Raw genomic sequence first — 26,959 nt, forward strand, 5'->3', positions numbered from 1 at the left:
AAAATAAAAATGAAAATATTATTTTTATCACATCGTTTCTATCCTGATATTGGAGGAATTGAAGTCAACTCTGAAATTTTAGCTGAGAAATATGGTTTTGAAGGTAATGAAGTACATTTAATTACTTGGACTAAACAGAAAGGTAAAAAAACATTTCCTTACAAGGTTGTTAGAAATCCATCTATATATGTTTTAATCAAAGAACATATTTGGGCAGATATAGTTTACGAAAATAACCCATGTTTACGATTATCTTGGCCATCTTTTGTATTACGTAAACCTAGAGTAATAGCATTGAGAACTTGGGTTTCAAGAAAAAATGGTACTATTACAATGCAAGATAAAATTAAATTATTTTGGATTTCGAAAGCAAAAGCGGTTATAGCTGTAAGTAATGCTGTTCGTTTACGATCATGGGAAAATGCAACTGTTATAGGAAATCCATACAGAAAGAATTTATTTAATAATAAAACAAAAGGGGAAAGAGGTAATTCTTTTGCTTTTTTAGGGAGATTGGTTTCAGATAAGGGGGCTGACTTGGCTATAAATGCTTTAAATTCTATAATAAAGGACACTTCCGATACTAGACCTTTCACTTTTAGTATAATAGGAGATGGACCAGAACTTAACTCTTTAAAAAAATTAGTTAATGATCTTAAACTTGCAAATAATGTTTCTTTTAAAGGTGTTTTAAGAGGTCAGGAATTGGTTAATAGCCTTAATGAACATAAATTTTTATTAGTACCTTCAATTTGGGAAGAGCCTTTTGGTAATATAGCATTAGAAGGAATGGCCTGTGGATGTATACCAATAGTATCTGATGGAGGAGGGCTTCCTGATGCAGTTGGAAATGCTGGATTGGTGTTTAAAAGAGGTGATTTAGATTCACTTATAAATGCCATAAGAAAAATAATCAATAATAAAGAATTAGAAATTTATTTACAAAAAGAAGCTCCAAAACATTTAAAGGAACATTATCCAGAAGTTATTGCTCGTAAATATTTAGAGGTCATAAATAATGCAATAATTTAAAGTTATGAATATTAGTTTAGTTGATATTTATTTTTGAAAATACAGTTTAAAAAATAAAAAAGAATGAAAGTACTTATTAATCATCCTACCAGTAACCAAAACAATAGAGCCGTATTAAAAGGACTATTAAATGAAGGAATGGTTTATCGGTTTATAACTTCTATAGCCATATTTCCTGGTAGTTTTATTAATAAATTAAGTAATATTAATTCTCTTAAAGAAATCTCAAGGAGAAGTTTTAATCCTGAATTAAAAACTCTGACAAAAACATTTCCAATTAAAGAAATATTTAGATTGTTTAGCGGGAAAATGGGATTAAGCACTCTAATAAAGCATGAAACAGGTATATTTTCAGTAGATGCCGTGTATTATAACCTCGATAAAAAAGTAGCATCAAGTTTAAAAAAAGCCTCGCAAAATGGTTTAGATGCCATTTATGCTTACGAAGATGGTGCTTATTATTCTTTCAAAGAAGCAAAAAAACATGGGGTTGAATGTTTATACGATTTACCAATAGGGTATTGGAAGGCTGCTAGAAAGTTGTTAAGTAAAGAAATAGAATTATGGCCAGAATGGAAAGCAACACTACATGGGTTTAAAGATTCAGAAACTAAACTTAAACGAAAGGATAATGAACTGGCTTTGGCAGATCGTATTTTTGTAGCTAGTACCTTTACAGCTAAAACATTAAAAGAGTATCCAGGTCAATTAGCGCCAATTAAAGTGATACCATATGGGTTTCCCAAGCCAATAAAAAATAGAGTATATAATATAGGTGAAAGACCAATAAAATTACTTTTCGTAGGTGGTTTATCACAGCGAAAAGGCATAGCTAATATGTTTACCGCTGTAAATAATTTATTGCCTCATGTTGAACTTACCGTTATTGGACGGAAAAGTACTAACGATTGTGAAGCACTTAATGATGCTCTTATTAAATACAAATGGATTCCAAGTTTACCACATGATGAAGTATTAAAGCAAATGCAAGAGCATGATGTTTTATTATTCCCTTCGCTTTTTGAAGGTTTTGGTTTGGTAATTACAGAAGCCATGTCTCAAGGTACACCCGTAATTACGACAGATAGAACTGCAGGCCCAGATTTAATAGAACATGATGTAAATGGTTGGATTGTTGAGGCTGGTTCTACCGACGAATTACAAAAATGCATTAGAATACTTATAGAGCATCCAGAAAAGATAGTAGAGGCAGGAAAAAAAGCTATTGAAACAGCAAAACAACGCCCTTGGAGTGTTTATGGTAAAGAATTAGCAAACGCCATTTTAAAGGGATAAACCAAGACATAGTGTTTAAGAATGAATAAAGTTTTAACAAAACAAATTGGAGATATTTCAAAAGAAGAAGCCATAATTAACCTTTTAAAGAAAGGTATTTGGTTATATTTTTTCTTATTGATTTTTGAAGGTGCTTTACGTAAATGGTTCTTGCCTTTTCTTGCCACTCCTTTGTTAATTGTTAGAGACCCTGTTGCTTTATGGTTAATATATATATGTTGGAAACATAACATTATCAAAGTAAATTTATATGTTATAATTATGACATTTTTGACAATTATATCTGTTAGTACTGCTTTAGTATTGGGTCATGGAAACCTCATGGTTGCAATTTTTGGAGCCCGTATTTTAATAATACATTTTCCAGTAATGTTTATCATTGGAAAAGTTTTCAGTTTAGAAGATGTAATTAAAATAGGTAAAGTCTTGTTAATAATAGCTATACCAATGGCTATACTTATAGCTCTTCAGTTTTACAGCCCACAATCTGCTTGGGTAAACCGTGGGGTTGGAGGAGATATGGAAGGAGCAGGATTCAGCGGTGCTTTGGGTTATTTTAGGCCACCAGGAACATTTTCTTTTATTACTGGGAGTGTTATGTTTTTTTGTTTAGTAGGGAGTTTTGTGTTTTATTTTTGGTTATCCAAAGTAAAGATTAATCGACTGCTTTTAATCGTGGCCACTTTCTCCCTTTTTGCCTCCGTACCACTATCAATTAGTAGAACGTTGCTGTTTACTGTTGGACTTATTTTTATATTTGCCTTATTGTCAGTTGCAGGCAAACCTAAGTTCTTTATGAGATTAGTTCTTTTTCTTGTGCTAGGAATTATGGTTTTAACACTTTTAAGTAAAGCATCTTTTTTTCAAACTGCTACAGAGGCTTTTACCCATCGTTTTGATTCGGCGAGTAATGCTGAGGGAGGTGTTTCTACCTCTTTAATACATCGGACATTTGGTGGGATGATTTCCGCTATCACAGAATCTTCAGAAGATTTACCTTTTTTTGGATATGGATTGGGTATTGGCACCAATGCTGGTGCTGCATTACTTACTGGAGAACGAAAGTTTTTAATTGCAGAAGGAGAATGGTTACGTATGGTAGGTGAAATGGGCTTTGTAATAGGGGTGTTGGTGGTGTTGTTAAGAGTTTTGTTTTGCGCTGATATTACGATGAAAAGTTATATTGGTATGAAATCTGGGAACTTACTACCGTGGTTATTATTGAGTGCTGGATTTTTAATTATCCTAAAAGGCCAATGGGCGCAACCTACTGTTTTAGGTTTTAGTACTTTAACGGGGGGACTAATCTTGGCAGCTTTGAATGATAATAGAATTGATGTAAAAAATAATAATGCAGATAGTTGAGGAAATATGAAAATAATTTTAATAGGTAATTATTCCTTAGATAAACAAGAAAGTATGAAGCGATTTACTTTTATGTTAAATGATGGATTTAATAAAAAAGGTATTGAAACTGAAATTTGGGAGCCTATTGTTTTTTTTGCTTTTATGTTTAAAAACTCAACCTCAGGTAGTGGTAAATGGTTGGGCTATGTTGATAAATGGTTACTTTTTCCTATAATATTAAAGTTTCGATTATTTAAAAAAAAATATAAAGACAAAAGTACTAGATTTCATATATGTGACCATTCTAATGCTGCATATTTAAAATTTTTGCCTCAGGATAGAGTAGTAATAACTTGCCATGATGTATTAGCAATTAGAGGAGCTTTGGGGTATACTGATGCATATTGTCCTGCTTCTGGAATGGGGAAAATTCTTCAAAAATGGATACTTAATAACTTAAAAAAGGCAAATAGATTAGCAGCTGTATCGCATTTTACATTAAATCAGTTAAAAGACTTAATTGATTCTAACGTTGAAAAAACAAAAAATTGGGTAGTGATTCATAATGCATTTAATGCAGAATTTGAACCTTTAAACGTATTAAAATCTAAAAACTTATTGCAAGAGATGGGTGTAGATACAAACATACCTTATGTCTTACATGTTGGTTCTGCATTAGAACGAAAAAACCGCAAGCTATTGTTATATATGATAGATAAATTAGGTAGTAATTGGAATGGTAAAATATGCTTTGCAGGAAAATCAATGGATTCAAAGCTAGTAGATTTGGCAAAAAAATTAGATTTAGAAGATAGAGTTATCTCAGTAATTAGACCAACTCATGAAGGTTTATTAGCCTTATATAGCTCCGCAGAAGCATTTATTTTTCCTTCATTATCAGAAGGCTTTGGATGGCCTTTAATTGAAGCACAGGCATGCGGTGCTCCTGTTATAGCAAGTAGTTTTGAGCCTATGCCAGAAGTAAGTAACAATACAGCCATTCATGTACACCCTGAAGATGCAGAAGGCTTTGCAAAAGCCTTTTTATCTTTGAGAAACACTAATATCAGAGATAATATAATTGAGTCTGGATTTAAAAATATTGAACGTTTCCGAGTAGAAAAGATGATTGTCGATTATATAGGATTACACCAAAATTAAAACTTATAATAATTATTTTAAATGATTTTAAAGCTATTAACATTCTTTTTTCCTTGGTTCTTAAGAAGAAGACTTCTTAATAAATTTTTTGGCTATAAAATAAATGCTAATGCCAAAATAGGCATGTCTTGGATTTTTCCTAAGGATTTAATAATGGAGAGCGGTTCACGTATTGGACATTTTAATATCGCTATTCATTTAGATTGTATAAAAATGGGTATGAATTCTAAAATAGGGCGAAGTAATTGGATTACAGGTTTCCCAACAAGTACCAAATCCAAACATTTTACACACCAACCCCAACGTAAACCCATTTTAGTAGTAGGTGCATATTCAGCAATTACAAAAAATCATCATTTTGATTGTACAAATACTATTACTATAGGAGAATTTTCAACAATTGCAGGTTATAGCTCTCAATTTTTAACACATTCTATTGATGTATTTGAAAATAGGCAGAGTAGTGCACCTATAATAATAGGTGATTACACTTTTGTGAGTACCAATGTAGTAGTTTTAGGTGGATCTAGTTTACCATCTTATTCTGTTTTAGGAGCTAAAGCTTTATTAAATAAAGTATTTAAGAAAGACTGGACACTTTATGGAGGTGTTCCAGCCAAGGCTATACAGGACATTGATAAAAGTGCAAAATATTTTTCAAGAACTAACGGTTTTGTGTATTAATTATGAAGGAATCAAAAAAAATACTCAGAGTTATTTCAAGTATGAATCCTAAAGGAGGCGGACCATGTCAAGGCATTAGAAATTCTATTCCAGAACTACAAAAATTAGGTATACAGAATGATGTAGTTTGCTTGGATGCTTCAGATTCAGATTATTTAGAAAAAGATGATTTCAATATTTATGCTATTGGTACGTCAAAGGGACCTTGGGCCTACAACGAAAATTTAATACCTTGGTTGGTAGAAAATGCTCTAAACTATAAAGCAATAATTATTCATGGTTTATGGCAGTTTAATAGTTATGCCGTTTATAAAGCAGTAAAAACGCTTAAATCTAAAAAGAACAAAGCAATACCTTATTATGTCATGCCACACGGAATGTTAGATCCCTATTTTCAAAAAGCACCAGAAAGGCGAATAAAGGCAATAAGAAACTGGTTGTTTTGGAAGTTTATAGAAGGTAAGGTGGTGAATAATGCTAATGGCATATTGTTTACTTGTGAAGAAGAATTGTTATTGGCTAGAGAGACATTTATACCTTATAAACCTAATAAAGAGCTTAATGTAGGGTATGGTATTTTAGAACCACCAAAAGTTACAATACAAATTCAAAAGGCATTTGAAAACACTTGTCCTGAAGTTTATGGAAAACCGTTTTTACTATTTCTTAGCCGTATTCATCATAAAAAAGGGGTTGATATTTTGCTAAAAGCCTATTACCAATGGGTTAGCACATCAAACATTAAAGACCCCATTAAATTGGTAATAGCAGGCCCTGGGCTAGAAAGTAATTATGGGAAAGAATTATTAGAATTTATAAACTCCAAGCCTATTTTAAAAGACCATATTTTCTTTACAGGTATGCTTTCTGGAGACTCAAAATGGGGAGCTTTTTATGCTAGTGAAGCTTTTATTCTTAACAGCCATCAAGAAAACTTTGGAATTTCAATTGTTGAATCGTTAGCTTGTGGTAAACCTGTATTAATTTCAAATAAAGTGAATATTTGGAGAGAGATAAAAGAAGGTCATGCTGGTTTTGTTGAAGATGATACGTTATCTGGAACACTAAATTTATTTAAAAACTGGGAAGAATTAAACTCTTTAAATAAAGTAAAGATGCGAGAGAATGCAAAAAAAATATTTAAAAAATTTTATGCCATCAATCCAGCAGCAAACCGTTTAAAAGAGGCTGTAATTGATGAAATCGACTAATATAGATTAAAAAGAAAAGTATGACAAACACAGATACAATTAAAGGTCCTTCATTTAGTCTAAAAAATCGATTAACTAGATTGGTTTGGAATGTTGTTTATGCATGTTTTTTTCGTTTCACACCAAATCCAATGCATTCTTGGCGGGCTTTTATTTTACGACTATTTGGAGCAAAGATAGGAAAGGGGGTACATGTATATCCTAAGGTGAAAATTTGGGGACCTTGGAATTTAGTTTTAGATGATGAATGTGGTATTGCAAACGGTGTAACTCTATATTCACAAGGACTAATAACTATAGGGAAACGTACAGTAATTTCTCAAGGTGCTCATCTTGTAGCAGGAACCCACGATTATACTAAATTAGGTTTTCCATTATTTACAAAATCAATTATTATTGGTGATAATGTGTGGTTAGCAGCTGAAGCATTTATACATCCTGGTATAAAAATAGGAAATGGTGCGGTTATAGGTGCTCGTTCTGTAGTTACTAAAAACCAACCTGAGTGGATGGTGTGTTCAGGACATCCATGTATACCTATTAAAAAAAGAGTTTTAGAAGGACTAAAAAAATAAAAAAAGAAATAATATTATGATTTCAATTGTTATTCTAACAAAAAATGAAGAGAAAGATTTGCCAATATCTTTAAGTTCTGTAGATTGGAGTGATGATGTTCATATTCTTGATTCAGGTAGTACCGATAAAACGTTAGAAATTGCAGAGCAATATGGAGCCAAAATAACCTATAACGCATTTAAAAGTTTTGGAGAACAACGTAATTACGCTTTAGATGAATTAAATATTATTAATGATTGGATTTTATTTTTGGATGCAGATGAGGTTGTTACAGATGCATTTAGAAAGGCTATTTTTGAAGCGGTATCAAAAGTAGATAATAATGTTGCAGGGTATTATTGTTGTTGGAAAATGATGTTGGAAAATACCTGGTTAAAACATTGTGATAATTTTCCAAAATGGCAATTTAGATTAATGAAAAAGGGTATGGCCAGATTTACAGATTTTGGTCATGGACAAAAAGAAAGTGATGTAAAAGGGTATATAAAATATTTAAAAGAACCTTATTTACATTATGGGTTTTCCAAAGGATGGACACAATGGATTAATAGGCATAATAAGTATTCAAGCCAAGAAGCAATAGCTCGCGTACAAAACAAGCCACCTTTTAAACATGTTTTATCAAAAAATTCTAGTATTAGGAATCCAGCACTTAAATCATGGCTTTGTAAATTACCTGGTTGGCCCTTTATACGTTTTTTTCAAGCATATATATTAAGTTTAGGATTTTTAGAAGGTATTCCAGGTTTTATTTATTGTATTAATATGGCTTATTATGAGTTTTTAATACAAATTAAAATTCGTGAACATAAAAAAAATTTATAATATTATTTTTATAAAACTTAACAAAATTATTACTTAATGCGTTTTAACATATATAGTATATTTATGGTATTTGGACTACTTATAATGTTTTATTTTAGTTGGATTTCTAGTCCTAGACTTTCCTTAAATGTACTAGTACCTAATTGGATTGCTAACTGGGCAGATAAACATGAAAACGATAATTTAAGAACTGCTATACCTATGATATTTACAGGTGTTTTTACAGGAATAGGTGTTTTAAGTAAAAATGCTTCAAAGAAATGGTGGTTTTTATCTTGGTTTTTACTTGCTTTATTCGTTTTTATTGCAGAAATAGGCCAGTTATTATTACCACTTAGATCTTTTGATTGGAAAGATGTGTATTGGGGAGGTATAGGATCAGGTGGTGGTTTGTTATTTGTATACTTTGTAAATCTTATGGTTAATAATATTAAAAAATAATATATGCCAAATTCTATAAAACGTGTATTGCTAATAGGTTACAATTTTTCACCAGAACCTACTGGAATTGGCAAATATAGTGGTGAAATGATTACTTGGTTAGCAAAAAAAGGGTATCATTGTGTTGTGGTAACCACTTACCCTTATTACCCGTATTGGAAAGTACAAGAGCCATACTATAAAAAGCGATTTTGGTATTTAAAAGAAATTGAGAATTTTGATTCAGGTGGTAAAATAACAGTGTATCGCTGCCCTATGTATGTTCCTAAAGTTCCTTCAGGAAAAAAACGTATGTTATTGGATGTTTCTTTTATGGCTTCAGCATTTTTTCAATTAATTAAGTTACTATTTCAAAAAAAATGTGATGCAGTTATTACTATAGTGCCATCGTTTCAATTTGGTTTACTTGGGTATTTTTATAAAATTTTTAAGGGAGCTAAAACAGTATATCATATTCAAGATTTACAAATAGAAGCCGCACAAGATTTAAACATGATTTCTTCTAAAAAAGTGTTAAACATCTTATATAAAGTAGAAAAGTTTATTTTTAAAAAGACAGATGTTATTAGTACTATTTCTGAAAAAATGGTTTCAAAAATTGAGGAAAAATCAAATAAAGAAGTCGTGTTATTTCCTAATTGGTCCGATACTGAGTTTTTTAAGCCACTGGATAATAAAGCCGCTTTAAAAATAGAATTTGGTTTTGCGTCAACAGATAAAATAATATTATATTCTGGAGCCATTGGTGAAAAACAAGGATTGGAATCTATTATTTACGCGGCAGAGACCTTCAAAGATAAACCGAGTTTTAAATTTATTATTTGTGGTACGGGACCATATAAAGAGAAGCTACAAAATCTAGCTAAAAGTTTAGACTTAGAAAATGTTCTTTTTTTTCCCTTACAACCTTTTGAGAAATTTAATCAGTTTTTAAATATAGCAGATCTACATTTGGTAATCCAAAAGGCAAAGGCAAGCGATTTGGTAATGCCTTCAAAACTAACAACTATACTCTCGGTAGGTGGTTTGGCACTTATAACGGCTAATGCTGATTCAGGATTACATGTGCTAACAAGCAAGTATAATATGGGTATATTGGTTAAAGCAGAAAATCAAAAAGCTTTAAATGAAGGTATAGAAGAAGCCTTAACAACAGACGAGCATTTAACAATAATGAAAAATGCTCGTGATTATGCTAAAAATTATTTAGATATTAATAATGTAATGAAAAGTTTTGAAAATATAATTTTTGAATAAGATAGAAAGATTCACAAATTATAAACACAATGTAAATATAATAACTAACCCATTTTAAAGATATGAATACATTGACCACAGTTGTAAAACCAGGATTTTTTCGAATTATTTTAGCTTTAATTGTTGTTTTTTACCACATTACAAAATATGTTTTCATCGGCTCATTTGCTGTATATGTATTTTTTATATTGAGTGGTTATTGGGTGACTAAAATGTATGTAGAAAAATATTCCAAAGAAGAAAATGAATTCAGTACATTTTATATTTCTAGAATTTTAAGAATTTATCCATTATATCTTTTTGTTTCTTTGATAACATATTTTTTTAAAATAAGTTTGGATGGTTCTTTTGTTGAAAACATAATAAATTATTCCTATTCTGACTGGTTAAGTTTGATTACTTTGTTTGGTTTTAATAATAAAGGATTGCTATTGACTCCAGCTTGGTCACTTGATATTGAATTACAGTTTTATTTAATAGCTCCATTTTTAATTTATTTGTGTAAAAACAAATATAGAATTACTCAGATTTTTATCGTTTCTTTATTAATATTAGTTTTTATCAAAATTTACCCTCAATTACTATTTAATATTGAGATGTTATTTTCATTTCTACCTTATTTTGTAATAGGTATGCTTATATTTTACATGAAACCAGTTGTATCTAATAGATTAAGTATTGTTGGTTTAATTTTATTTTTTGTTGTGATACTAGTACATTATGTAGTTCCAAACTTAAAAAGATTAGCCTTAGATGATGGAAGCTTTTATTTAAGCATTCTTAACATGTTGCTTCCTATTTTGCTCATCCCATTTGTGATAAAAAATTTAAAAGTAAAGAGTAATAAATTTGATCGTTATTTAGGTAACTTGTCCTATACTATTTATTTATTTCATTGGACATTAATAATACCTTATTCTTATTATTTTGGAGGATTAAGCTTTAATAACAGGATTCCATACGCTATTCTCTATCTCATTGCTACAATAATAGGCGCTATAATTATTAATCGTTTTTTTGAGCAACCAATAGAGAATTTTAGAATTAAAATTTCATCTAAAAAATAAATTTTAGATGAAATTTAATTTAATTTAATTTTGAAATGTTTTATACTATTTATATTCGATATCTTCCAACGCCCTATACCACCATGCTGGCCTTCGTCATTGTTATATAAATACACATCGTTACCAACCTTAGCTAATTGAGGTGTAAAGGCGTTGCCATGCATGCCTTCTCTTATAGCAGGTGATCCATATATATTGTTAGTACCAAAATCATATAAAAATAAACCATCTTCTGTTAACATATGCCAGTAATTAGTTTGAGCATCCTGCCAACCTTCACCATTGTAACCCCAAATAAACCAATCGTCCATTGCTAAGGCTTTATTACCATAGTACGCCACACCTTCTCTAGCATCAAACGTATTTTTTCCTAATGGATAATTATCATTTTCACCATAAACGACTCCTTTTAGTGTCTTCCAAGATAATTTACTATCACCTTTTCTGTAACCTGCTAAATGATAGTCTCCAGCGTTTTTTTGATTGCCATCAAAAATGATATAAGTTCCATTGCTTGTAATTTCTCCAGATGAGTAGTGTGGGCCTGTTAAATTCACTGTTGCAGTACCATATGCACCCCATTGGGTGCGTGTGCCTAAAATTGGATTATTAGAACCATCGAAGCCTACAATAGGAGTTTCAAACATTCTTACCTCTCCTGTGTAAATTTGTTCAGCATCAGTAATTTTATCATCGGGTTTTAAATTCGATTTAAAGTTAGAATTATTTATTGTTATTCCTGTATTTCTAAGACTTCCTCCGTTAACTAATTCTAATAAGGCATACGATGGATAGCCATTAAACATAAAAGCATAGGTTCTACCATTAGATAAAGTTGTTATATCTCGTATTTTAACATTTCCATCAACACTCAAACCAGCAGCTTCTATTGGCTCTCGTGCACCCCAATTATTTACAAGTTTCCAAGCTTTGTTTGCGTTACCTGGTTGTAATGGTAAGCTGTAATCTACATCAAATTCTAAAAATTCGTAAAATACTCTAGTATTATCGTTTGCATCGACATTAAGCGAATAAATACCAGGAAACCACATCACAGAATCCGTAAAAACTCGTGATGTATTAAAACGTTGATAACGGTAATTACCTCTATCACCAACCCATAAACTACCATCGCTTTCGTAAGCAACAAATCCATAATAATAATAATCTTCGTTAGGTTGTCTAAACATGAATTTATCATCATAAACTTTAGCATCAGCAGCATAGCTTTCGTTTCTCCCTAAAGTCCAAGATAATGTACCTGTATTTGTGGAGTACCCAAATACTTGGTGCGCGCCATTATATTTGGCATCTGCAATCGCTATCGTTGTACCATCTGGACTAAAAGCCATAGACTGTATATCTTCTAATCCTTTAATAGTGAAGCCAGTAGACGTTAATGCACCTGTAACAATATTTACAGTGAATTTTTCTACAATTTCATCTCCCGAAGCATTATCATAGACTATCCATAAATCATCATTATTATCCACTTTGCAATGTTTAATAGAGTTATAAGCTAAACTTTGTAATAAAACACCTGTGTTTTTAAGTAACACATGTAAACTATTACTTTGTTCTCTGGCTATAAATAATTTATTTCCATTTTTTTGTACTGCTAAGCCTGTAACTTTTTGTTCGTTTACAGGATCGTCTACAATATCACAAACGTTATAAACACCCGAATAAATTGATATGGTTTCACCTAGGAAGGAATGCCAATTATTTTTTTTATCTAAATTTTCAATAGTTGAAGCACAAATGAAACTGTAGCGTTGTGTAGATGTATTACCACCACGACCTGCCATATATAGCATATTACCATCATAAGCTATACGTTGTGTTGCAGGATGAACGTTAGCTGTTGCTTGCACTTCTACCAATGTTCCCAAAGCGTTTAGTGCTAGTGCGCTTACTGAACCTTTTTTCTCTGAATAATCATGTGCAAAGAATATAGAATTGTCAATAACAAGAGCATCATAATAAGGTTCGTAACGTCTTATAACGGTATTACCCGTAAAAGATGTTGATGTATTACCAATAACACCTTCCCAATTGGCATTAATATTATTGGCCACCACTTTTATATGGTCGCCTTGTGCTCTTACATCGTTACCATCGTCGCTTTTACCATCCCAAGAAAAATCTGAAACATCATAAGTGCCTGCGGTTTGGGTTTGGTTACTGTAAAGTGTGCGTAATAAATTATCGTTTGCATCATAAACACCAGCACTTGTTTTATAACTTTGGTCTAAAGTGTAATTATCGGTACTTGTAAGAGCTGTTGTGCTTATGGTTTGCTTATTACTATCTGCAGATTCATTGTTAGCCGCATCTAAAGCACGAATAGTTAACTCATAAGTAGTATTTGCAGTCAAACCTGTTAGAGTATAGTTTGTTATTGATCCAGCCACAGTAGCTATTAAATTACCATTATTATAAATTTTATATTTGGTAATACCATTATTGTCTGATGAAGCATTCCATGTTAAATCAACAGTGTTACTTGTTGTATTTACAGCTAAAAAGTTAGTAGGTATTGATGGTGCTACATTGTCATCTATTGGTTCCAATTTGGGTGCAATTATGGGAGCCATTAGTGCAAAATATGCTTCTTTTGGATGTAAACCATCATACCAATATGTCGAGTTAGTAGTATCATCGTAATTTGCATTTCCTGTTTCAAATACCAGAGTATCGTAAGCATTTGTGCCTCCATAATAATTAATATCAGCTTCCACTAAACTTATAAATGTTGGTGCCTGGTTATTATAGTTTCCAGGATTATCACCTGTATAAGTTGTACTTCTATGTGGTAATATTACTAAAACCTTGTTTCCAGCCGCAGTTAATATGCTTGTATAGGTGTCTAAATCTGCTTTCACTTGAGTAGCTGTTCTGCCTTGTAAAAAATCATTAGTACCTAGTGAGACTATAGTATAAGTATCTACATTAGGATTTCTAGTAAGTAAGCCATATTTATCATAGCTTTTAATTTCAGCTAAAACTTCATCTAAACGAATACCACTAACACCTAAGTTTGAGGTATTCCATGTAGCATCAGTTTTTCCTAAAATATTCGTAGATGTTAAATTAGGATAATTGTTGTTTATTTTATTTGATGGTGGTTCGTAGCCATATGTAATTGAATTTCCTATAAATTCATAACTTCCAACTTCTTCATCATAATTAGTTCTAGCCATTAATTTGTTAAACTCCTTAATAGCTATTGCTAATTTTTTTGATTGCTCAATATCTAATCCTTTACCACTAGCATAGAAATTCAATTTGCTTGGGTCTAATATTTTTAAATTCTCAGAAGCAAATGTTCCAATATTATTTGTGTTATTAGTTTTAATTAAATGTCCACTTTTAGTAACAACTGCCATATTATTACTATTAGAAGTTAATACAAATGTTCTTTTTGTATTAATAGTAATATCGTGAGAAATACTTAAAGCTTTATTCCCACAATGAAATGCGGTATATTTATAAGAACCTGTATTTAATAATAATCTAAGTTTTGAACTCCCTACATTAATTAATTCATTTGTTGTAGTTACAATATCGTTATAATCCAATGTAAGACTAATATCATTATAATTGTACTGATTAAGGTTAACACCAGTATCTCCAGATTGAATATTGTTTTTTGCTACTGAATTTTTTAATTTATAATAATTATTGTCTAAACAAGTGGAAACATCACCTAATAAATCCCAGATACCTTCACATTTTAAAAAGGAAACTAGATAATCATGGGCATATCTATCCGAAGTACTTAACTTTCCATAAGTGTTTTCAAAATCATCTACTTCTGTTTGTGCTAATATTTCAGAACAATCTAAACTTCCAGATGTTGTTAAAAACTCTTGATTATTACTATCACCAGATTCGTTATTAGCCGCATCAATAGCTCGTATTGTTAGGTTATATAAAGTATCAGTACTAAGACCAATTACTTTATAATTTGTAACATTTCCAGTAGAAGCAACTAAAACTCCTCCGTTATTATAAACAATATAGTCTGTAACTTCAACATTATCTGTTGCCGCAGTCCAACTTAAGTCTACTGTAGTATTACCAACGTTACTAGCTACTAAATTAAGTGGGCTTGTTGGATTTTCGGTATCAATAGCTTCTGTTGTAAAATCTTGATTATTACTATTACTGGATTGATTACCAGCAGCATCAATAGCTTGAATAGTTATATTGTATGAAGTATCAGGTGTTAAGTTTGTAAGGGTATAATTTGTTGCATTTTCAATTGAAGCAATTAAAACATTACCATTATTATAAATGTTATAATTGGTTACAGCAATATTATCGGTTGCCGCTGTCCAAGATAAATCAACTGTAGTTTCTGTTATGTTACTAGCCACTAAATTGAGTGGTGCAGTAGGGTTTTGTGTATCAGGAGAAGTTGTATTCGTAGAAGTTGTAAATATTTCTGTATTACTATTGTCAGATGTATTTCCAGCAGCATCAATTGCTCTTACTGTTAAGGTATACAATGTTGAAGCCGATAAACCAGTAAGCGAATAATTTGTTTGAGTACCACCAGTTGATGCTATTAATAATACACCATTATTATAAACAGCATAATCAATAACAGCAATATTATCGGTAGCAGCTGTCCAATTAAGATTAACAGAAGTTGTACCAATATTACTAGCCACTAAATTAAGTGGCGTTGAAGGTTTTTCATCATCAGGGGATGTTGGTTCTTTATCAAGAGGATAATAACTTTGTGAAAAAACCGTTGTTGAAAATAGTAAAAATAATATTATAATTTTTTTCATTGTCCTGAAATTATATAAGCGTTTTGTCCAGATTTTCTAAGCAATCCAAATCTAACATTTCCTGCTTTACTATTAAATTGAGCACTTCCAGAATTGGAATAGTTTAAAGTAACACCAGTACTGGCATTAACTGTTAAAACGGCCCCGTTGTGAGCCTCTAAATTAATAGTATCTCCCACTTCCATAGCAGAAAAGCCAGATGGGATTGTAAAAGTTGAAGTAGTAGTACAAGCTATGGTGTTATTTATATCTGAACTAATTATGTTTCTTGATGATGTTAAAGGAATAATTTCAGCTTTATAGGGTGTAGCTACAATAGGTCCAGTAATACTTTCTGCAGATTTAGCATGTAATGCATAAGGTACACTTAAAAGTTGGCTTACCCCAACAATATTATAGTTTGATCCACCAGTTGGATCTACTTGGGTTTCTATAAAATGCATTTCTTGATCCCAAGCGATATTAGTAAAATTACCCTGAACAGCATTTCCTGTACCAATTTCTAAAGTTACTAATCCATTAGTATTTGTACTAACTACATGATTTTCTTCGTAAACAGCAGTGCCGTTTGGTGAGCCTTGACGAATAAGTATTTTAAGACTAACATTAGAATCTATTACTAATGCATTATCGCTATTTCTTATAATGGCTTGGTAGCTCATTTTTTCAGGTGTTTGAGCAAAAATTGACAATGAGAATGCCAAAAATAAAAAGAAGGTAAGAAGATATTTCATGGTGTTATTGTTTTACAATTTTGAATGTTTTTAATAGATTTTCTTCAGCAAATACTTGAAGGATGTATATAGAGGCACTTAAGTTAGATAAATCAATTCTTGAATTTTGATTTTCAATAAGACTCTGATTAATTAATTTTCCTTGATAATTATATAATTGATATGAGTTTAGTTGATTATTAAAATTAAAACCTTCAGTTACCAAAGTAATAAAATCTGTTGTTGGATTAGGATAAATTAATACGTTCGCTTTAGAAGAAAAATCATCTTCAGGTACATCTGAATCTTCATTATTTGAATTCTCTTCTTGATTTCCATTTTGTATACCTTCGGCTAATTTGTAGTTGTTATCACCCATATTTGAGAAAAAAACTTGACCAATAGAATAGGTAATTGAACCAGAATTACTTGAAACATTATTACCAGATGAATTTATGGAATACATGACATCATTGTTTTGACTATAACTCTTTATAGAAAAAAGTAATATCGCTAAAATGAGTAGAAAATTATTATTTAAGTAGGTATGCTTCACAGCTCTTTGGGGTTTGATTGTTTTGTGATATCACATTTGCAATGTTATCTATAAAAAAAATAAAGTCGATGAATGATTTATTTTTTTCGATGAAATACATGTTTAGTTTTCGATGAACTGCTTTTTTAAGAGTTAAATGGACTTTTCTTTTTGTGTTATTTAGTTAACTACTGTATAAATTAGTTTTTGGATGACACCTATTTAGCTTTTTTTAAGTAAGTTAAGTTTCATTATGGTCAAATATTGAAGAGCAAATATAAGATTAAATGTAAATTTATCAGATGAAATGCAGGTACGTGTTAATAAGTAGGTTGATTTGTTAATAACTATTTAGTTTAAAATAAGTCACTTTAATATTTTACTAGATTTGTTATTGATTTTGTTTTTTAATCTATTGTTTTTTGAATATTTAGCAATAGTTAATTTGAATAAATAGAGGTTAATTTTTTGATAATTAATATTTTACAAGAATTAAGTTGAAAATAATTAACAAAATATGAGAAAGAGTTTGTTAAATTCCTCTATGAAGAGTAGTATTTGATTTTATTATAGAGGAAATAATAATTACATATTTTGATACCATTCATAAACTTTTTTTATGCCATTTTCTAAGTCTATTTTATGTTTCCAACCTAGTTCATGTAATTTTGAGGGGTCGGTAAGTTTTTTCATGGTACCATCTGGTTTGCTCTTATTAAAATAGAGTTCACCATTAAAGGTTATAATTTTTTTAATTAGAAAAGCTAAATCCTTAATTGAAATATCAATTCCTGTTCCTATATTGATATGGGTATTACGAATTTCTTTAGTATTGAATCCAATACAATCTTTAAAATCTCTGTTTTGCATCAAAAATACGCAGGCATCTGCCATATCTTCACTCCACAAAAATTCACGCATAGGGTTTCCTGTACCCCAAACTTCTAGTTGTATTTTATCATTAACTTTACTTATACCATATTTTTTTAGAATATTTAAAATGGAATCTTTAGATGATTTTCCATCTACACCTTCAATTGGCATTTTATTAAGGTCTTTACAAATAGTATCCCATTTATTGTTCTCTAAAGCTTTACCTAGATACATTTTTCTAATTAAAGCTGGAAGAACATGAGACTTTTCTAAATCAAAATTATCATTGGGACCGTACAAATTGGTTGGCATTACCGAAATGAAATTTGTACCATATTGTAAATTATAACTTTCACACATTTTTATCCCTGCTATTTTGGCAATGGCATAGGGTTCATTTGTATACTCCAAAATACCGGTAAGTAAATAATCCTCCTTCATAGGTTGAGGACAATTTTTTGGATAAATGCAAGTGCTTCCTAAAAACATAAGTTTTTTTACACCACTTAAAAAACTTTGATGAATTACATTGTTTTGAATACTAAGATTCTCATAAATAAAATCTGCTCTATAAGTATTGTTTGCAACAATACCACCAACTTTTGCAGCTGCTAAAAAAACATAATCTGGTTTTTCAATTGAAAAAAAATTGGCTACAGCATTTTTATCAGTTAGATCTAATTCTTTGTGAGTTCGAGTAACAAAATTATTATATCCTTTAGATTCAAGATTTTTTAAGATGGCACTACCTACCAATCCTCTATGACCAGCAATATAAATTTTGGAATTTTTATCCATATTTGGTTTTAAATTAATCCCTAAATATTTAAAATTTTATTTTTTTATTCAAAATAGTTGAAAGTTTGATATCCTCCACTTTTAATATGTTGGTCTTTTTGCATTAATGCAACATCACTAGTCATCATGTCTTTTACCAAATCTTTTAAATCATATTCTGGAATCCAGCCTAATTTTGTATTAGCTTTGGTAGCATCTCCAATTAGTAATTCAACTTCTGTGGGTCTAAAGTATTTAGGATCTACTGCTAGTATTTCTTTACCAATTTCTATTTTAAATTCAGGGTTAGAACATGATTTTACATATCCTTTTTCTTCAACATCTTTTCCTTTAAAGTCTAATTCAATTCCAACTTCACCGAAAGCCATTATAACAAAATCTCTAACAGTAGTCGTTTTGCCTGTGGCTATAACCCAATCTTCTGCTTGTTCAGCTTGAAGAATCATCCACATCATTCTTACATAATCTTTAGCATGCCCCCAATCTCTTTTTGCATCTAAATTTCCAAGATATACTTTATCTTGAAGGCCTAATGCTATTCTAGAAGTTGCTCTTGTAATTTTTCGGGTAACAAAAGTTTCGCCTCGAATTGGAGACTCATGATTAAATAATATACCATTACATGCATACATACCATAAGCTTCTCTATAGTTCACTGTAATCCAGTAGGCATACATTTTAGCTACTGCATATGGGCTTCTTGGATAAAATGGTGTTGTTTCTGATTGCGGAACTTCTTGTACTTTTCCATATAATTCAGATGTAGAAGCTTGATATATTCGAGTCTTTTTTTCAAGTCCTAATAAACGAACGGCATCTAAAATTCTAAGGGTACCTAATCCGTCTGCATTTCCAGTATATTCAGGAATTTCAAAAGAAACTTGAACATGGCTCATTGCAGCAAGATTATATATCTCATCAGGTTCTATTTCTTTAATAAGACGAATTAAGTTTGTACTATCGGTCATGTCTCCATAATGTAAGAAAAAATTACGATTATCAACATGTGGATCTTGATATAGATGATCAATACGATCTGTATTGAACAATGATGATCGTCTCTTAAGACCATGTACTTGATATCCCTTTTTTAATAAAAACTCACTTAAATAGGCCCCATCTTGTCCCGTGACTCCAGTAATAAATGCTACTTTCATATATTTTAAATTGAATAAATATTATATTATAAATATGTTTTATTATCTTAATTTAATACTAATCTCGTAATTAATTTTTTAGCTATAAGGTTGAAAAAAAGAAATATACTAGGTCTAAAATAAAATAATAAATTCTTTTTCTAGTTAAACTTATATAAATTTTAAAAAAATAATAAATTTCAAAAAAATACTATGTAATTATTAACTTATTTACAATTTAACTTTGCTAATTTATTTTAAAAAAAATATGATATCCAAAAAAATATTTTTTAGATATCATATTTATATTAAATATTAATTTTCTATTTAATTATTAGCTTTTTATGGCTTAATATATTTTTTGTAGGTGTTCTTAAATTAATTATATAAGTACCTTCTTGTATACCAGAAATGTTAATTTTATAAAGCCCCTTTTCAGTATTTTGTTCTGAGGTATTGTAAGATCTTATTAAACGTCCACTAATGTCATAAATATCAATATTAGATAGTAAAATATTTTCGTCTGATATTCTTATGCTAGTTTCATTATTTGCTGGGTTTGGGAATAAAATAATTTCTAAAATTTCGGATTCAAAATCAGGATTAACTACTGTTAATGTTTTGTTTTTAGAATTACCTGATTTACTGGCACTATTGGTGCTTATTGATTTAATTTCAATAGCATTAACAAGAGGGTTTTCTACAACCGAGTGTAAAAATTCGATATTAAGAACACCATCAGATACGGTAATAGGAAAAGACAGCATGACACCAACACGGTGTCCAAATTCCGCGACAAGATCAAGGTTTGATCGTACAACATTATCTTCTAAAGCAATATCAAAAACACGCTCGCCAGCTCCATCAATACCATTATAAGTATTAGACATAAAGATATTTACAAAATAATCTGCATTTGGAACGGTAAACGTGAATTCCATTTCAGGGGCTGCTGTGTTATCATATCTTTCTGTATTAAATATAGTATTAAAAGTAGCAGTATCTATATAATCAGGAATAGATTCATGTCTAGTAATGTTGGTAACTCCATGTGTATATGGGCTTCCAGTATTAACAGAGTAGTTAGTACCACTATAAGCGCCTTGAGTTGTGTTGGCTTCCCAATCTATATGAGAATCAGTTGCGGTTAAAAGAGGACCACCAGTATTAATACGATAAAGCGCATTACTATCAGGTAGAGTACTGCTAGGGGTAACTGTCCAAATAAAGTTTAAAGTAACAGCATCAGTATTAATGGTATCACTATCATCTATAGTTATAGTAACATTATACGGGCTATGGGTGTCTGCAAAATATGATATTGTACCATTAATACTACCAGTTAGAGAATCAATTGATAAGCCTTCTGGTAATCCTGCAGCAGTGTATACTAAATTTCCATCACCACCACTAGCTATAGCCGTTAAACTACCATCAAGTGTATCACCTGAATTATTAGATTGGTTCGCTATAGTTTCAGTAATTATTGGTGTATCACCAGTTGATATAATCCAATTAAAATTTAAAGTAACAACATCGTTTGTGTAAATATCACTATCGTCAATAGTAACGGTTACATCATAAGGGCTATCAGTTTCTGCTCCAGATGTTATAGTTCCTGTAATACTACCAGTTACAGAATCTATAGTTAAACCAGGAGGGAGGTTAGTAGCAATGAAAGATAAATCACCATCGCCACCATTAGCAATAACTGCAAGACTGCCATCAAGTGTATCATTTACTATATTATATTGTTCTTGAAAATTTTCAACAATAATTGAATTATCAGTGAAAATTCCTCTGATTTCAATAGCATTAACAAGAGGGTTTTCTACAACCGAGTGTAAAAATTCGATATTAAGAACACCATCAGATACGGTAATAGGAAAAGACAGCATGACACCAACACGGTGTCCAAATTCCGCGACAAGATCAAGGTTTGATCGTACAACATTATCTTCTAAAGCAATATCAAAAACACGCTCGCCAGCTCCATCAATACCATTATAAGTATTAGACATATAGATGTTTACTATGTAATAAGCATTTGGAACGGTAAACGTGAATTCCATTTCAGGGGCTGCTGTGTTATCATATCTTTCTGTATTAAATATAGTATTAAAAGTAGCAGTATCTATATAATCAGGAATAGATTCATGTCTAGTAATGTTGGTAACTCCATGTGTATATGGGCTTCCAGTATTAACAGAGTAGTTAGTACCATTATAAGCGCCTTGAGTTGTGTTGGCTTCCCAATCTATATCAGAATCAGTTGCGGTTAAAAGAGGGCCACCAGTATTTATGCGATAAAGAGGTGTAATTGAATTACTATCAATAATACTCCAGTTAAAATTTAATGTAATGGTGTCGTTTGTGTAAATATCACTATCGTCAATAGTAATGGTTACATTATAAGGACTATTAGTTTCTGCTCCAGATGTTATAGTTCCTGTAATACTACCTGTTATAGGATCTATATTTAAACCAGGAGGGAGATTGGTTGCAGTGAATGACAAATCACCATCACCACCACTAGCAATAACTGCTAAATTACCATCAAATGTATCACCCACATTATTAAATTGTTCTACAATATCATTATTAATAACTATAGGATTTTCTATAACTACTGATCTAATTTCAATAGCATTGACAAGAGGGTTTTCAACAACAGAATGTAAGAATTCGATATTAAGAACACCATCAGATACGGTAATAGGAAAAGATAGCATTGTGGCTACTCGGTATCCAAATTCAGCTACAAGGTCTAGGTTTGATCGAACAACACTACCTTCCATGGCGATATCAAAAATACGTTCACCAGGAGCATTAATACTATTGTAAGTGTTAGACATGTAAATGTTTACAAGGTAATAAGCATTTGGTACAGTAAAAGTAAATTCCATTTCAGGAGCGGCTGTATTATCATACCTTTCTGTGTTAAATATGGTATTGAATGTAGTAGTATCTATATAGTCAGGAATAGATTCATGTCTAGTAATATCGCTAACTCCATGCGTAAAAACATTTCCTGTATTTACAGAGTAGCTAGTACCAGTATAAGCACCTTGAATTGTGTTGGCTTCCCAATTTATATCAGAATCAGTCCCAGCTAAAAGAGGACCACCAGTATTTATACGGTAAAGTGGATTGCTATTTAGTGGAGTTTCATTGCTTGGATAAATAATCCAAGTGAAGTTTAAATTAACGGCATCTGTAGTTGATGTATCACTATCATCAACAGTAATAGTTACATTATATGGGCTATTTTCAAAATCACTAGATGATATTGATCCACCTATTTGACCATTTGTAGGCTCAATAAAAACTCCAGAAGGTAATCCTGTTGCTGAAAATGTAAGATTACCATCACCACCACTAGCTATGACACCTAAACTACCGTCAAGAGTATCACCTACGGTATTAGTTTGATTTGAAAGATTATTAACTAAAATTTGATTTTCAAGTACAAAGGACCTTATTTCTATAGCGTTAATAAGAGGGTTATCGATTCCATGTAAAAACTCAATATTAAGTTCTCCATCAGATATAGTTACTGGAAATGAGAGCATACCAGCTACTTGATGACCAAATTCAGCGACTAAATCTAGGTCTAATCGAGCTAAATCATCTTCGATAGCAATATCAAAAACGCGACCTCCAGGACTGTTTATGCCATCGTAAGCATTACAAAAATATAAGTTTATAAGATAATTAGCATCAGGAAGAGGTATGTTAAATTCCATTTCAGGTGCAGCAGCATTGTCATATCGTTCAGTTGCAAATAAAGTATTAAATGTTTGATTGTCTATGTAATCTGGGATTGAGGAATCTCTAGTAAGATTTGATATGCCATTGGCATATCCATTACCTGAATTTACTGAATAATCTGTGCCAATATATGAACCATTGGTAGTATTCTCTTGCCAATTTACACCAGAGTCTGTAGCAGTAAAAAGATTCCCCCCAGTATTTATACGAACCACAGAAGTACTCGCCATTGGAGTTGTTACTGTCCAAGTAAAGTTTAATAAAACATTATCGGTATTATCACCATCACTGTCATCCACTGTAATAGTGACATCATATGGGCTACTATTTGAAGCACTTAAAGAGATTACACCGGTAAGACTTCCTGTATTTTGGTCTATAACTATACCTGCGGGTAAACCACTAGCGCTGTAAGTTAGACTTCCATCACCACCACTTGCAATAACGTTAATACTATCATCAATAGTTTCGCCTGAAAAATGATATTGATTAGGTAAAGAGTTAACAATTATTGGACTTAGAGCATCTTTTGTAACATTTAAAACACCCCAAGTTCCTTCAAGTTCTACTCCAATGGCATTAGAAGTGCCTATGAAACCTATTGCTAAATCTTTATTTGTTTGCTGAATTGCATCTAAAATAAGGCCTTGTGCTGTTATAGTTCCAAAAGTTTGTGATGTATCATCATCAAATGTATATTCTAAAATAATTTCTCCAGTAGTAGGATCTATTATAAAGCTGAAAAGAATAAGGCCATTTGGTCTATTATTAGTATCTACCACAAGATCTATTGGTGTTTGTGGAATATCATTAATTTCTTGTTGTACCCTAATCCCTTGTTTTCTGGCTACAAACTTAATATAGTTGCTTTGAGTACCATCACCAATAAAGAAACCAAGCTCTCCGTCTGGAGATGCTGAATTACCATATAATTGTAAAGGTTGGTTGAAATTAACAATTGTTCCTGAAATGGTAAATAATCCTGTATTTTGATCTACTTGAATACCATACTGAAATGCTTTTTCTTGATTATTTTGAGTGCCTAATGCAGTGCCAGAAGTCATTTCCATAGTCATAGCACCAATAGCACCTCCTAAAATATCGTTAGGATTTGGATCATTTAAGTCATCTCGTCGGTCTAACCAATTTAGCCAATTTCCATTTGTTACATCTCCATTATTCATCATTCCCGTCATGCCTAATCCAAGGTATCCACCTAAAAAGGTATTAGAGAATAATTCGTTTATAACCGGTAAAATAAAAGCATCGCTATCATTTTTATTTGGATTTCCTAATTGAAATGGGTCATTAACATCTAAAATACCATCGGCATCATCATCAGTATCATTAAGGTCAGAAACTAAAATACCTCCAATAGATTTATCAAAGTCTGCTGGTTGAGAACCTCCATTGCAAGGGTCTGTAAAGTTGTCAACTTCATCTTGATTACTATATTCATCATTATCATAATCTGCATTCGCTTCATAACCAATATCAGTTGGTGATAAACATGTTACAAAATCTTGAGGTTCAATTACCGTTATAATATTATTAAAATTACCAACCCAAATAGTTCCAGGGAAGATATCTGAGTCACTATTACATGTAACTCCTAAAGCATTTCCTCCTAAGCCAGAGATAAAGCTAGAAGTGAAATTTTCTACAGTACCACTAGAATTTAACTCAACTCTTCTTAATACCCCAGTATTGGTTCCTGCTAATAAATTCCCTTTCATTATACCTCCAAAATTACTGGCTGTATATTCGTCTATAGCATTTGTGTTTGTACCCCAAATAAGGATAGAACTGTCATTTGGTCCATCGGGGTTTATTTGTCCAGGACCCCTCCAATCTCCTTGACTCGGATCTGCATAACTTACAGGTAATGGTGGCCAGTCTGCTGGTAAACCAATATCAGGATCTGTTGTAGAATCTAATGTTGAACCATCTGGGTCGTAAAGCTGTGTTCTAAAAACGGCGCCGTCTAAACCTAATTGTGCAGGAGCTGTAAATAGTCCAGCACCTGCTGGGTTAGCTCTAACAGGATTTGGATGTCCTCCATACAGGCTACCAAAGGTGTAATTTTGTATATCTGTTGTTATTAAATGTAATTGATCTTCATTATTGATTTGTTCACCTCCAGAAGCAGAACTACTTCCAGGTTCACTAGAAATATAATTATTAGTAACATTATTTGTGCCTTCATTTTCAGGGAAACCACCCCAACCACCGTTAGCGCCATTTTCAGTAGCATAAACGCTACCACTTTCCGTTACTACTAAATCATAAGAGTTTCTATAGCCAGGTGAGAAAATTTGAACAGGACCACCTGGAACAATCTTACCTTGGTTTAGACCGTCATTTCCTCCAAAAGGATCATTAATGTCTATACCATTATATCCAGAGATATTAGGGTCTTCTATACCATTTTTATTTGCTCTTGTAGGATCATCTAAAGTAGGAATATCATAAATGTAGTTGCGACCATTATCATTCTGAATAGGCATGCTTTCTATCATAGATAGATTTATTGATAAAATTGAAGAAGATAAAGCATATTCAGTTAGATAGGTGAAATTTTTTGAAGGACTTCCTCCATTAGTATTACCTCCCGAGCATACTATTAAAAAATCTTTTCCATTGATTTTTGTAAATTCAATGCCATGTGTGCCATGATTTTCTTCTGATCTAGGTAAACCTCTTACTATATCTACGGCATCCCAAGAAGATCCATTCCATGTAAATCTAGTTATTATACCAGAATTTGTATCTAAACCAACATCGCCACCACCACCACCAGTGCCACCACCAATTCTGAAGTCTGACGATGTCACATATATGATAGGATTACTAGCTGTACCAGCAACAGTTATTCCTGTAGTTTCTCTAAAAGTTGATGAAAACGAAGACCCGTCGTCATTATGATTTTGTATAGTCTGAATATGATTTAATGTTTCCATTTCAGTCAAAACATAATTGCTATTATCAACACGTTCTATTGTTAATATTTTAACCAAGCCCTTGTATTCTGTAAGATATAATCGACCATCTGGGCCATACATTAAAGAAGTAACCATGTCAACAGAGCCTTTCCCATTAAAATTCAGATTGCTTTGGCTAAAGTTTTGAGCATAATTTAATCTGGTAATTAATAATAATAGAAAAAAAAGAATTAGTTTGATTTTTTTTTGGCAGTAGAAATGTTTCATAATAGCATTTAAGTAATTATATATTGAACACAATCAATTATAGTTTAATAATTTATACCTAACTACAAGGTCTAAATTTGTATTTATCAGTTTAGTTATGTGCCAAACTTTAATTTAAGATGTAAAAAAATTGTTGCTATTAATTAAAACTAGGTGCTTTATTGAGAGAACCTATTATTTTAGATTTCAAAAATAATGTAGAGTGAACTAAAAATAATAAGTTTT

The 26,959-nt window shown here is 31.3% G+C and carries 17 protein-coding genes; 11 read left to right on the forward strand and 6 right to left on the reverse strand.

From position 1 onward, the window contains the following. Window positions 1–9: 9 nt before the first annotated feature. The 11 genes from BT151_RS14880 (at window position 10) to BT151_RS14930 (ending at window position 10,897) form a co-directional block, all read left to right on the forward strand. Complete coding sequence (locus tag BT151_RS14880) at window positions 10–1,032, forward strand: glycosyltransferase family 4 protein (RefSeq protein WP_072403119.1); 1,023 nt, start codon at window positions 10–12, stop codon at window positions 1,030–1,032. 63 nt (window positions 1,033–1,095) lie between these two features. Beyond that, window positions 1,096–2,328, forward strand: a complete 1,233-nt coding sequence (locus BT151_RS14885) for a glycosyltransferase family 4 protein (RefSeq protein ID WP_072403120.1) — start codon at window positions 1,096–1,098, stop codon at window positions 2,326–2,328. Window positions 2,329–2,349: 21 nt separating this feature from the next. Beyond that, window positions 2,350–3,693 carry a hypothetical protein gene (locus BT151_RS14890; protein ID WP_216231127.1) on the forward strand — a complete coding sequence of 448 codons (1,344 nt, stop codon included), beginning with the start codon at window positions 2,350–2,352 and terminating at the stop codon, window positions 3,691–3,693. Between the two features lie 6 nt (window positions 3,694–3,699). Beyond that, on the forward strand, window positions 3,700–4,836 hold the full coding sequence (locus BT151_RS14895) for a glycosyltransferase family 4 protein (RefSeq protein ID WP_072403121.1): 1,137 nt from the start codon (window positions 3,700–3,702) through the stop codon (window positions 4,834–4,836). A 21-nt stretch (window positions 4,837–4,857) separates the two neighbouring features. After that, the gene (locus tag BT151_RS14900; protein ID WP_072403122.1) at window positions 4,858–5,520 is read left to right on the forward strand and encodes an acyltransferase; all 663 of its coding nucleotides are present in this window, start codon (window positions 4,858–4,860) and stop codon (window positions 5,518–5,520) included. 2 nt (window positions 5,521–5,522) lie between these two features. Continuing rightward, entirely contained in the window at window positions 5,523–6,731 is a 1,209-nt protein-coding gene (locus tag BT151_RS14905) for a glycosyltransferase (RefSeq protein ID WP_245794871.1), read from the forward strand. A gap of 20 nt (window positions 6,732–6,751) precedes the next feature. Then, window positions 6,752–7,306, forward strand: a complete 555-nt coding sequence (locus BT151_RS14910; RefSeq protein ID WP_072403123.1) for a DapH/DapD/GlmU-related protein — start codon at window positions 6,752–6,754, stop codon at window positions 7,304–7,306. A 16-nt stretch (window positions 7,307–7,322) separates the two neighbouring features. Further along, window positions 7,323–8,132, forward strand: a complete 810-nt coding sequence (locus tag BT151_RS14915; RefSeq protein ID WP_072403124.1) for a glycosyltransferase family 2 protein — start codon at window positions 7,323–7,325, stop codon at window positions 8,130–8,132. A gap of 36 nt (window positions 8,133–8,168) precedes the next feature. Beyond that, complete coding sequence (locus tag BT151_RS14920; protein WP_072403125.1) at window positions 8,169–8,573, forward strand: hypothetical protein; 405 nt, start codon at window positions 8,169–8,171, stop codon at window positions 8,571–8,573. A 3-nt stretch (window positions 8,574–8,576) separates the two neighbouring features. Then, entirely contained in the window at window positions 8,577–9,830 is a 1,254-nt protein-coding gene (locus BT151_RS14925; RefSeq protein WP_072403126.1) for a WcaI family glycosyltransferase, read from the forward strand. A gap of 62 nt (window positions 9,831–9,892) precedes the next feature. Next, on the forward strand, window positions 9,893–10,897 hold the full coding sequence (locus tag BT151_RS14930; protein WP_072403127.1) for an acyltransferase family protein: 1,005 nt from the start codon (window positions 9,893–9,895) through the stop codon (window positions 10,895–10,897). 14 nt (window positions 10,898–10,911) lie between these two features. Here the strand turns inward: BT151_RS14930 and BT151_RS14935 are convergent, their stop codons facing one another. From BT151_RS14935 to BT151_RS14960, 6 genes are all read right to left on the reverse strand, one after another. Further along, complete coding sequence (locus BT151_RS14935; RefSeq protein WP_072403128.1) at window positions 10,912–15,699, reverse strand: fibronectin type III domain-containing protein; 4,788 nt, start codon at window positions 15,697–15,699, stop codon at window positions 10,912–10,914. Next, complete coding sequence (locus tag BT151_RS14940; RefSeq protein ID WP_143144319.1) at window positions 15,696–16,433, reverse strand: hypothetical protein; 738 nt, start codon at window positions 16,431–16,433, stop codon at window positions 15,696–15,698. Before BT151_RS14940 ends, BT151_RS14935 begins: the two co-directional genes overlap by 4 nt. Before the next feature lie 4 nt (window positions 16,434–16,437). Continuing rightward, window positions 16,438–16,968 (reverse strand): T9SS type A sorting domain-containing protein, encoded by a 531-nt coding sequence (locus BT151_RS14945; RefSeq protein WP_171946643.1) that lies wholly within the window; start codon window positions 16,966–16,968, stop codon window positions 16,438–16,440. Window positions 16,969–17,532: 564 nt separating this feature from the next. Next, on the reverse strand, window positions 17,533–18,618 hold the full coding sequence (locus tag BT151_RS14950; RefSeq protein ID WP_072403131.1) for a GDP-L-fucose synthase family protein: 1,086 nt from the start codon (window positions 18,616–18,618) through the stop codon (window positions 17,533–17,535). A gap of 44 nt (window positions 18,619–18,662) precedes the next feature. Next, complete coding sequence (gene gmd / locus BT151_RS14955; protein ID WP_072403132.1) at window positions 18,663–19,775, reverse strand: GDP-mannose 4,6-dehydratase; 1,113 nt, start codon at window positions 19,773–19,775, stop codon at window positions 18,663–18,665. A 302-nt stretch (window positions 19,776–20,077) separates the two neighbouring features. Further along, window positions 20,078–26,734, reverse strand: coding sequence for a malectin domain-containing carbohydrate-binding protein (locus tag BT151_RS14960; RefSeq protein WP_143144320.1), 6,657 nt, complete (start codon window positions 26,732–26,734; stop codon window positions 20,078–20,080). Between the last annotated feature and the right edge of the window lie 225 nt (window positions 26,735–26,959).

Source organism: Flaviramulus basaltis (assembly GCF_900114265.1).
Classification (GTDB): Bacteria; Bacteroidota; Bacteroidia; order Flavobacteriales; family Flavobacteriaceae; genus Flaviramulus; species Flaviramulus basaltis.

What these genes read in the sequence shown, in the direction of transcription:
- BT151_RS14880 (WP_072403119.1), top strand. Translation starts at nt 10, where the DNA reads ATGAAAATATTATTTTTATCACATCGTTTCTATCCTGATATTGGAGGA.
- BT151_RS14885 (WP_072403120.1), top strand. Translation starts at nt 1,096, where the DNA reads ATGAAAGTACTTATTAATCATCCTACCAGTAACCAAAACAATAGAGCC.
- BT151_RS14890 (WP_216231127.1), top strand. Translation starts at nt 2,350, where the DNA reads ATGAATAAAGTTTTAACAAAACAAATTGGAGATATTTCAAAAGAAGAA.
- BT151_RS14895 (WP_072403121.1), top strand. Translation starts at nt 3,700, where the DNA reads ATGAAAATAATTTTAATAGGTAATTATTCCTTAGATAAACAAGAAAGT.
- BT151_RS14900 (WP_072403122.1), top strand. Translation starts at nt 4,858, where the DNA reads ATGATTTTAAAGCTATTAACATTCTTTTTTCCTTGGTTCTTAAGAAGA.
- BT151_RS14905 (WP_245794871.1), top strand. Translation starts at nt 5,523, where the DNA reads ATGAAGGAATCAAAAAAAATACTCAGAGTTATTTCAAGTATGAATCCT.
- BT151_RS14910 (WP_072403123.1), top strand. Translation starts at nt 6,752, where the DNA reads ATGACAAACACAGATACAATTAAAGGTCCTTCATTTAGTCTAAAAAAT.
- BT151_RS14915 (WP_072403124.1), top strand. Translation starts at nt 7,323, where the DNA reads ATGATTTCAATTGTTATTCTAACAAAAAATGAAGAGAAAGATTTGCCA.
- BT151_RS14920 (WP_072403125.1), top strand. Translation starts at nt 8,169, where the DNA reads ATGCGTTTTAACATATATAGTATATTTATGGTATTTGGACTACTTATA.
- BT151_RS14925 (WP_072403126.1), top strand. Translation starts at nt 8,577, where the DNA reads ATGCCAAATTCTATAAAACGTGTATTGCTAATAGGTTACAATTTTTCA.
- BT151_RS14930 (WP_072403127.1), top strand. Translation starts at nt 9,893, where the DNA reads ATGAATACATTGACCACAGTTGTAAAACCAGGATTTTTTCGAATTATT.
- BT151_RS14935 (WP_072403128.1), bottom strand. Translation starts at nt 15,699, where the DNA reads ATGAAAAAAATTATAATATTATTTTTACTATTTTCAACAACGGTTTTT.
- BT151_RS14940 (WP_143144319.1), bottom strand. Translation starts at nt 16,433, where the DNA reads ATGAAATATCTTCTTACCTTCTTTTTATTTTTGGCATTCTCATTGTCA.
- BT151_RS14950 (WP_072403131.1), bottom strand. Translation starts at nt 18,618, where the DNA reads ATGGATAAAAATTCCAAAATTTATATTGCTGGTCATAGAGGATTGGTA.
- gmd (WP_072403132.1), bottom strand. Translation starts at nt 19,775, where the DNA reads ATGAAAGTAGCATTTATTACTGGAGTCACGGGACAAGATGGGGCCTAT.
- BT151_RS14960 (WP_143144320.1), bottom strand. Translation starts at nt 26,734, where the DNA reads ATGAAACATTTCTACTGCCAAAAAAAAATCAAACTAATTCTTTTTTTT.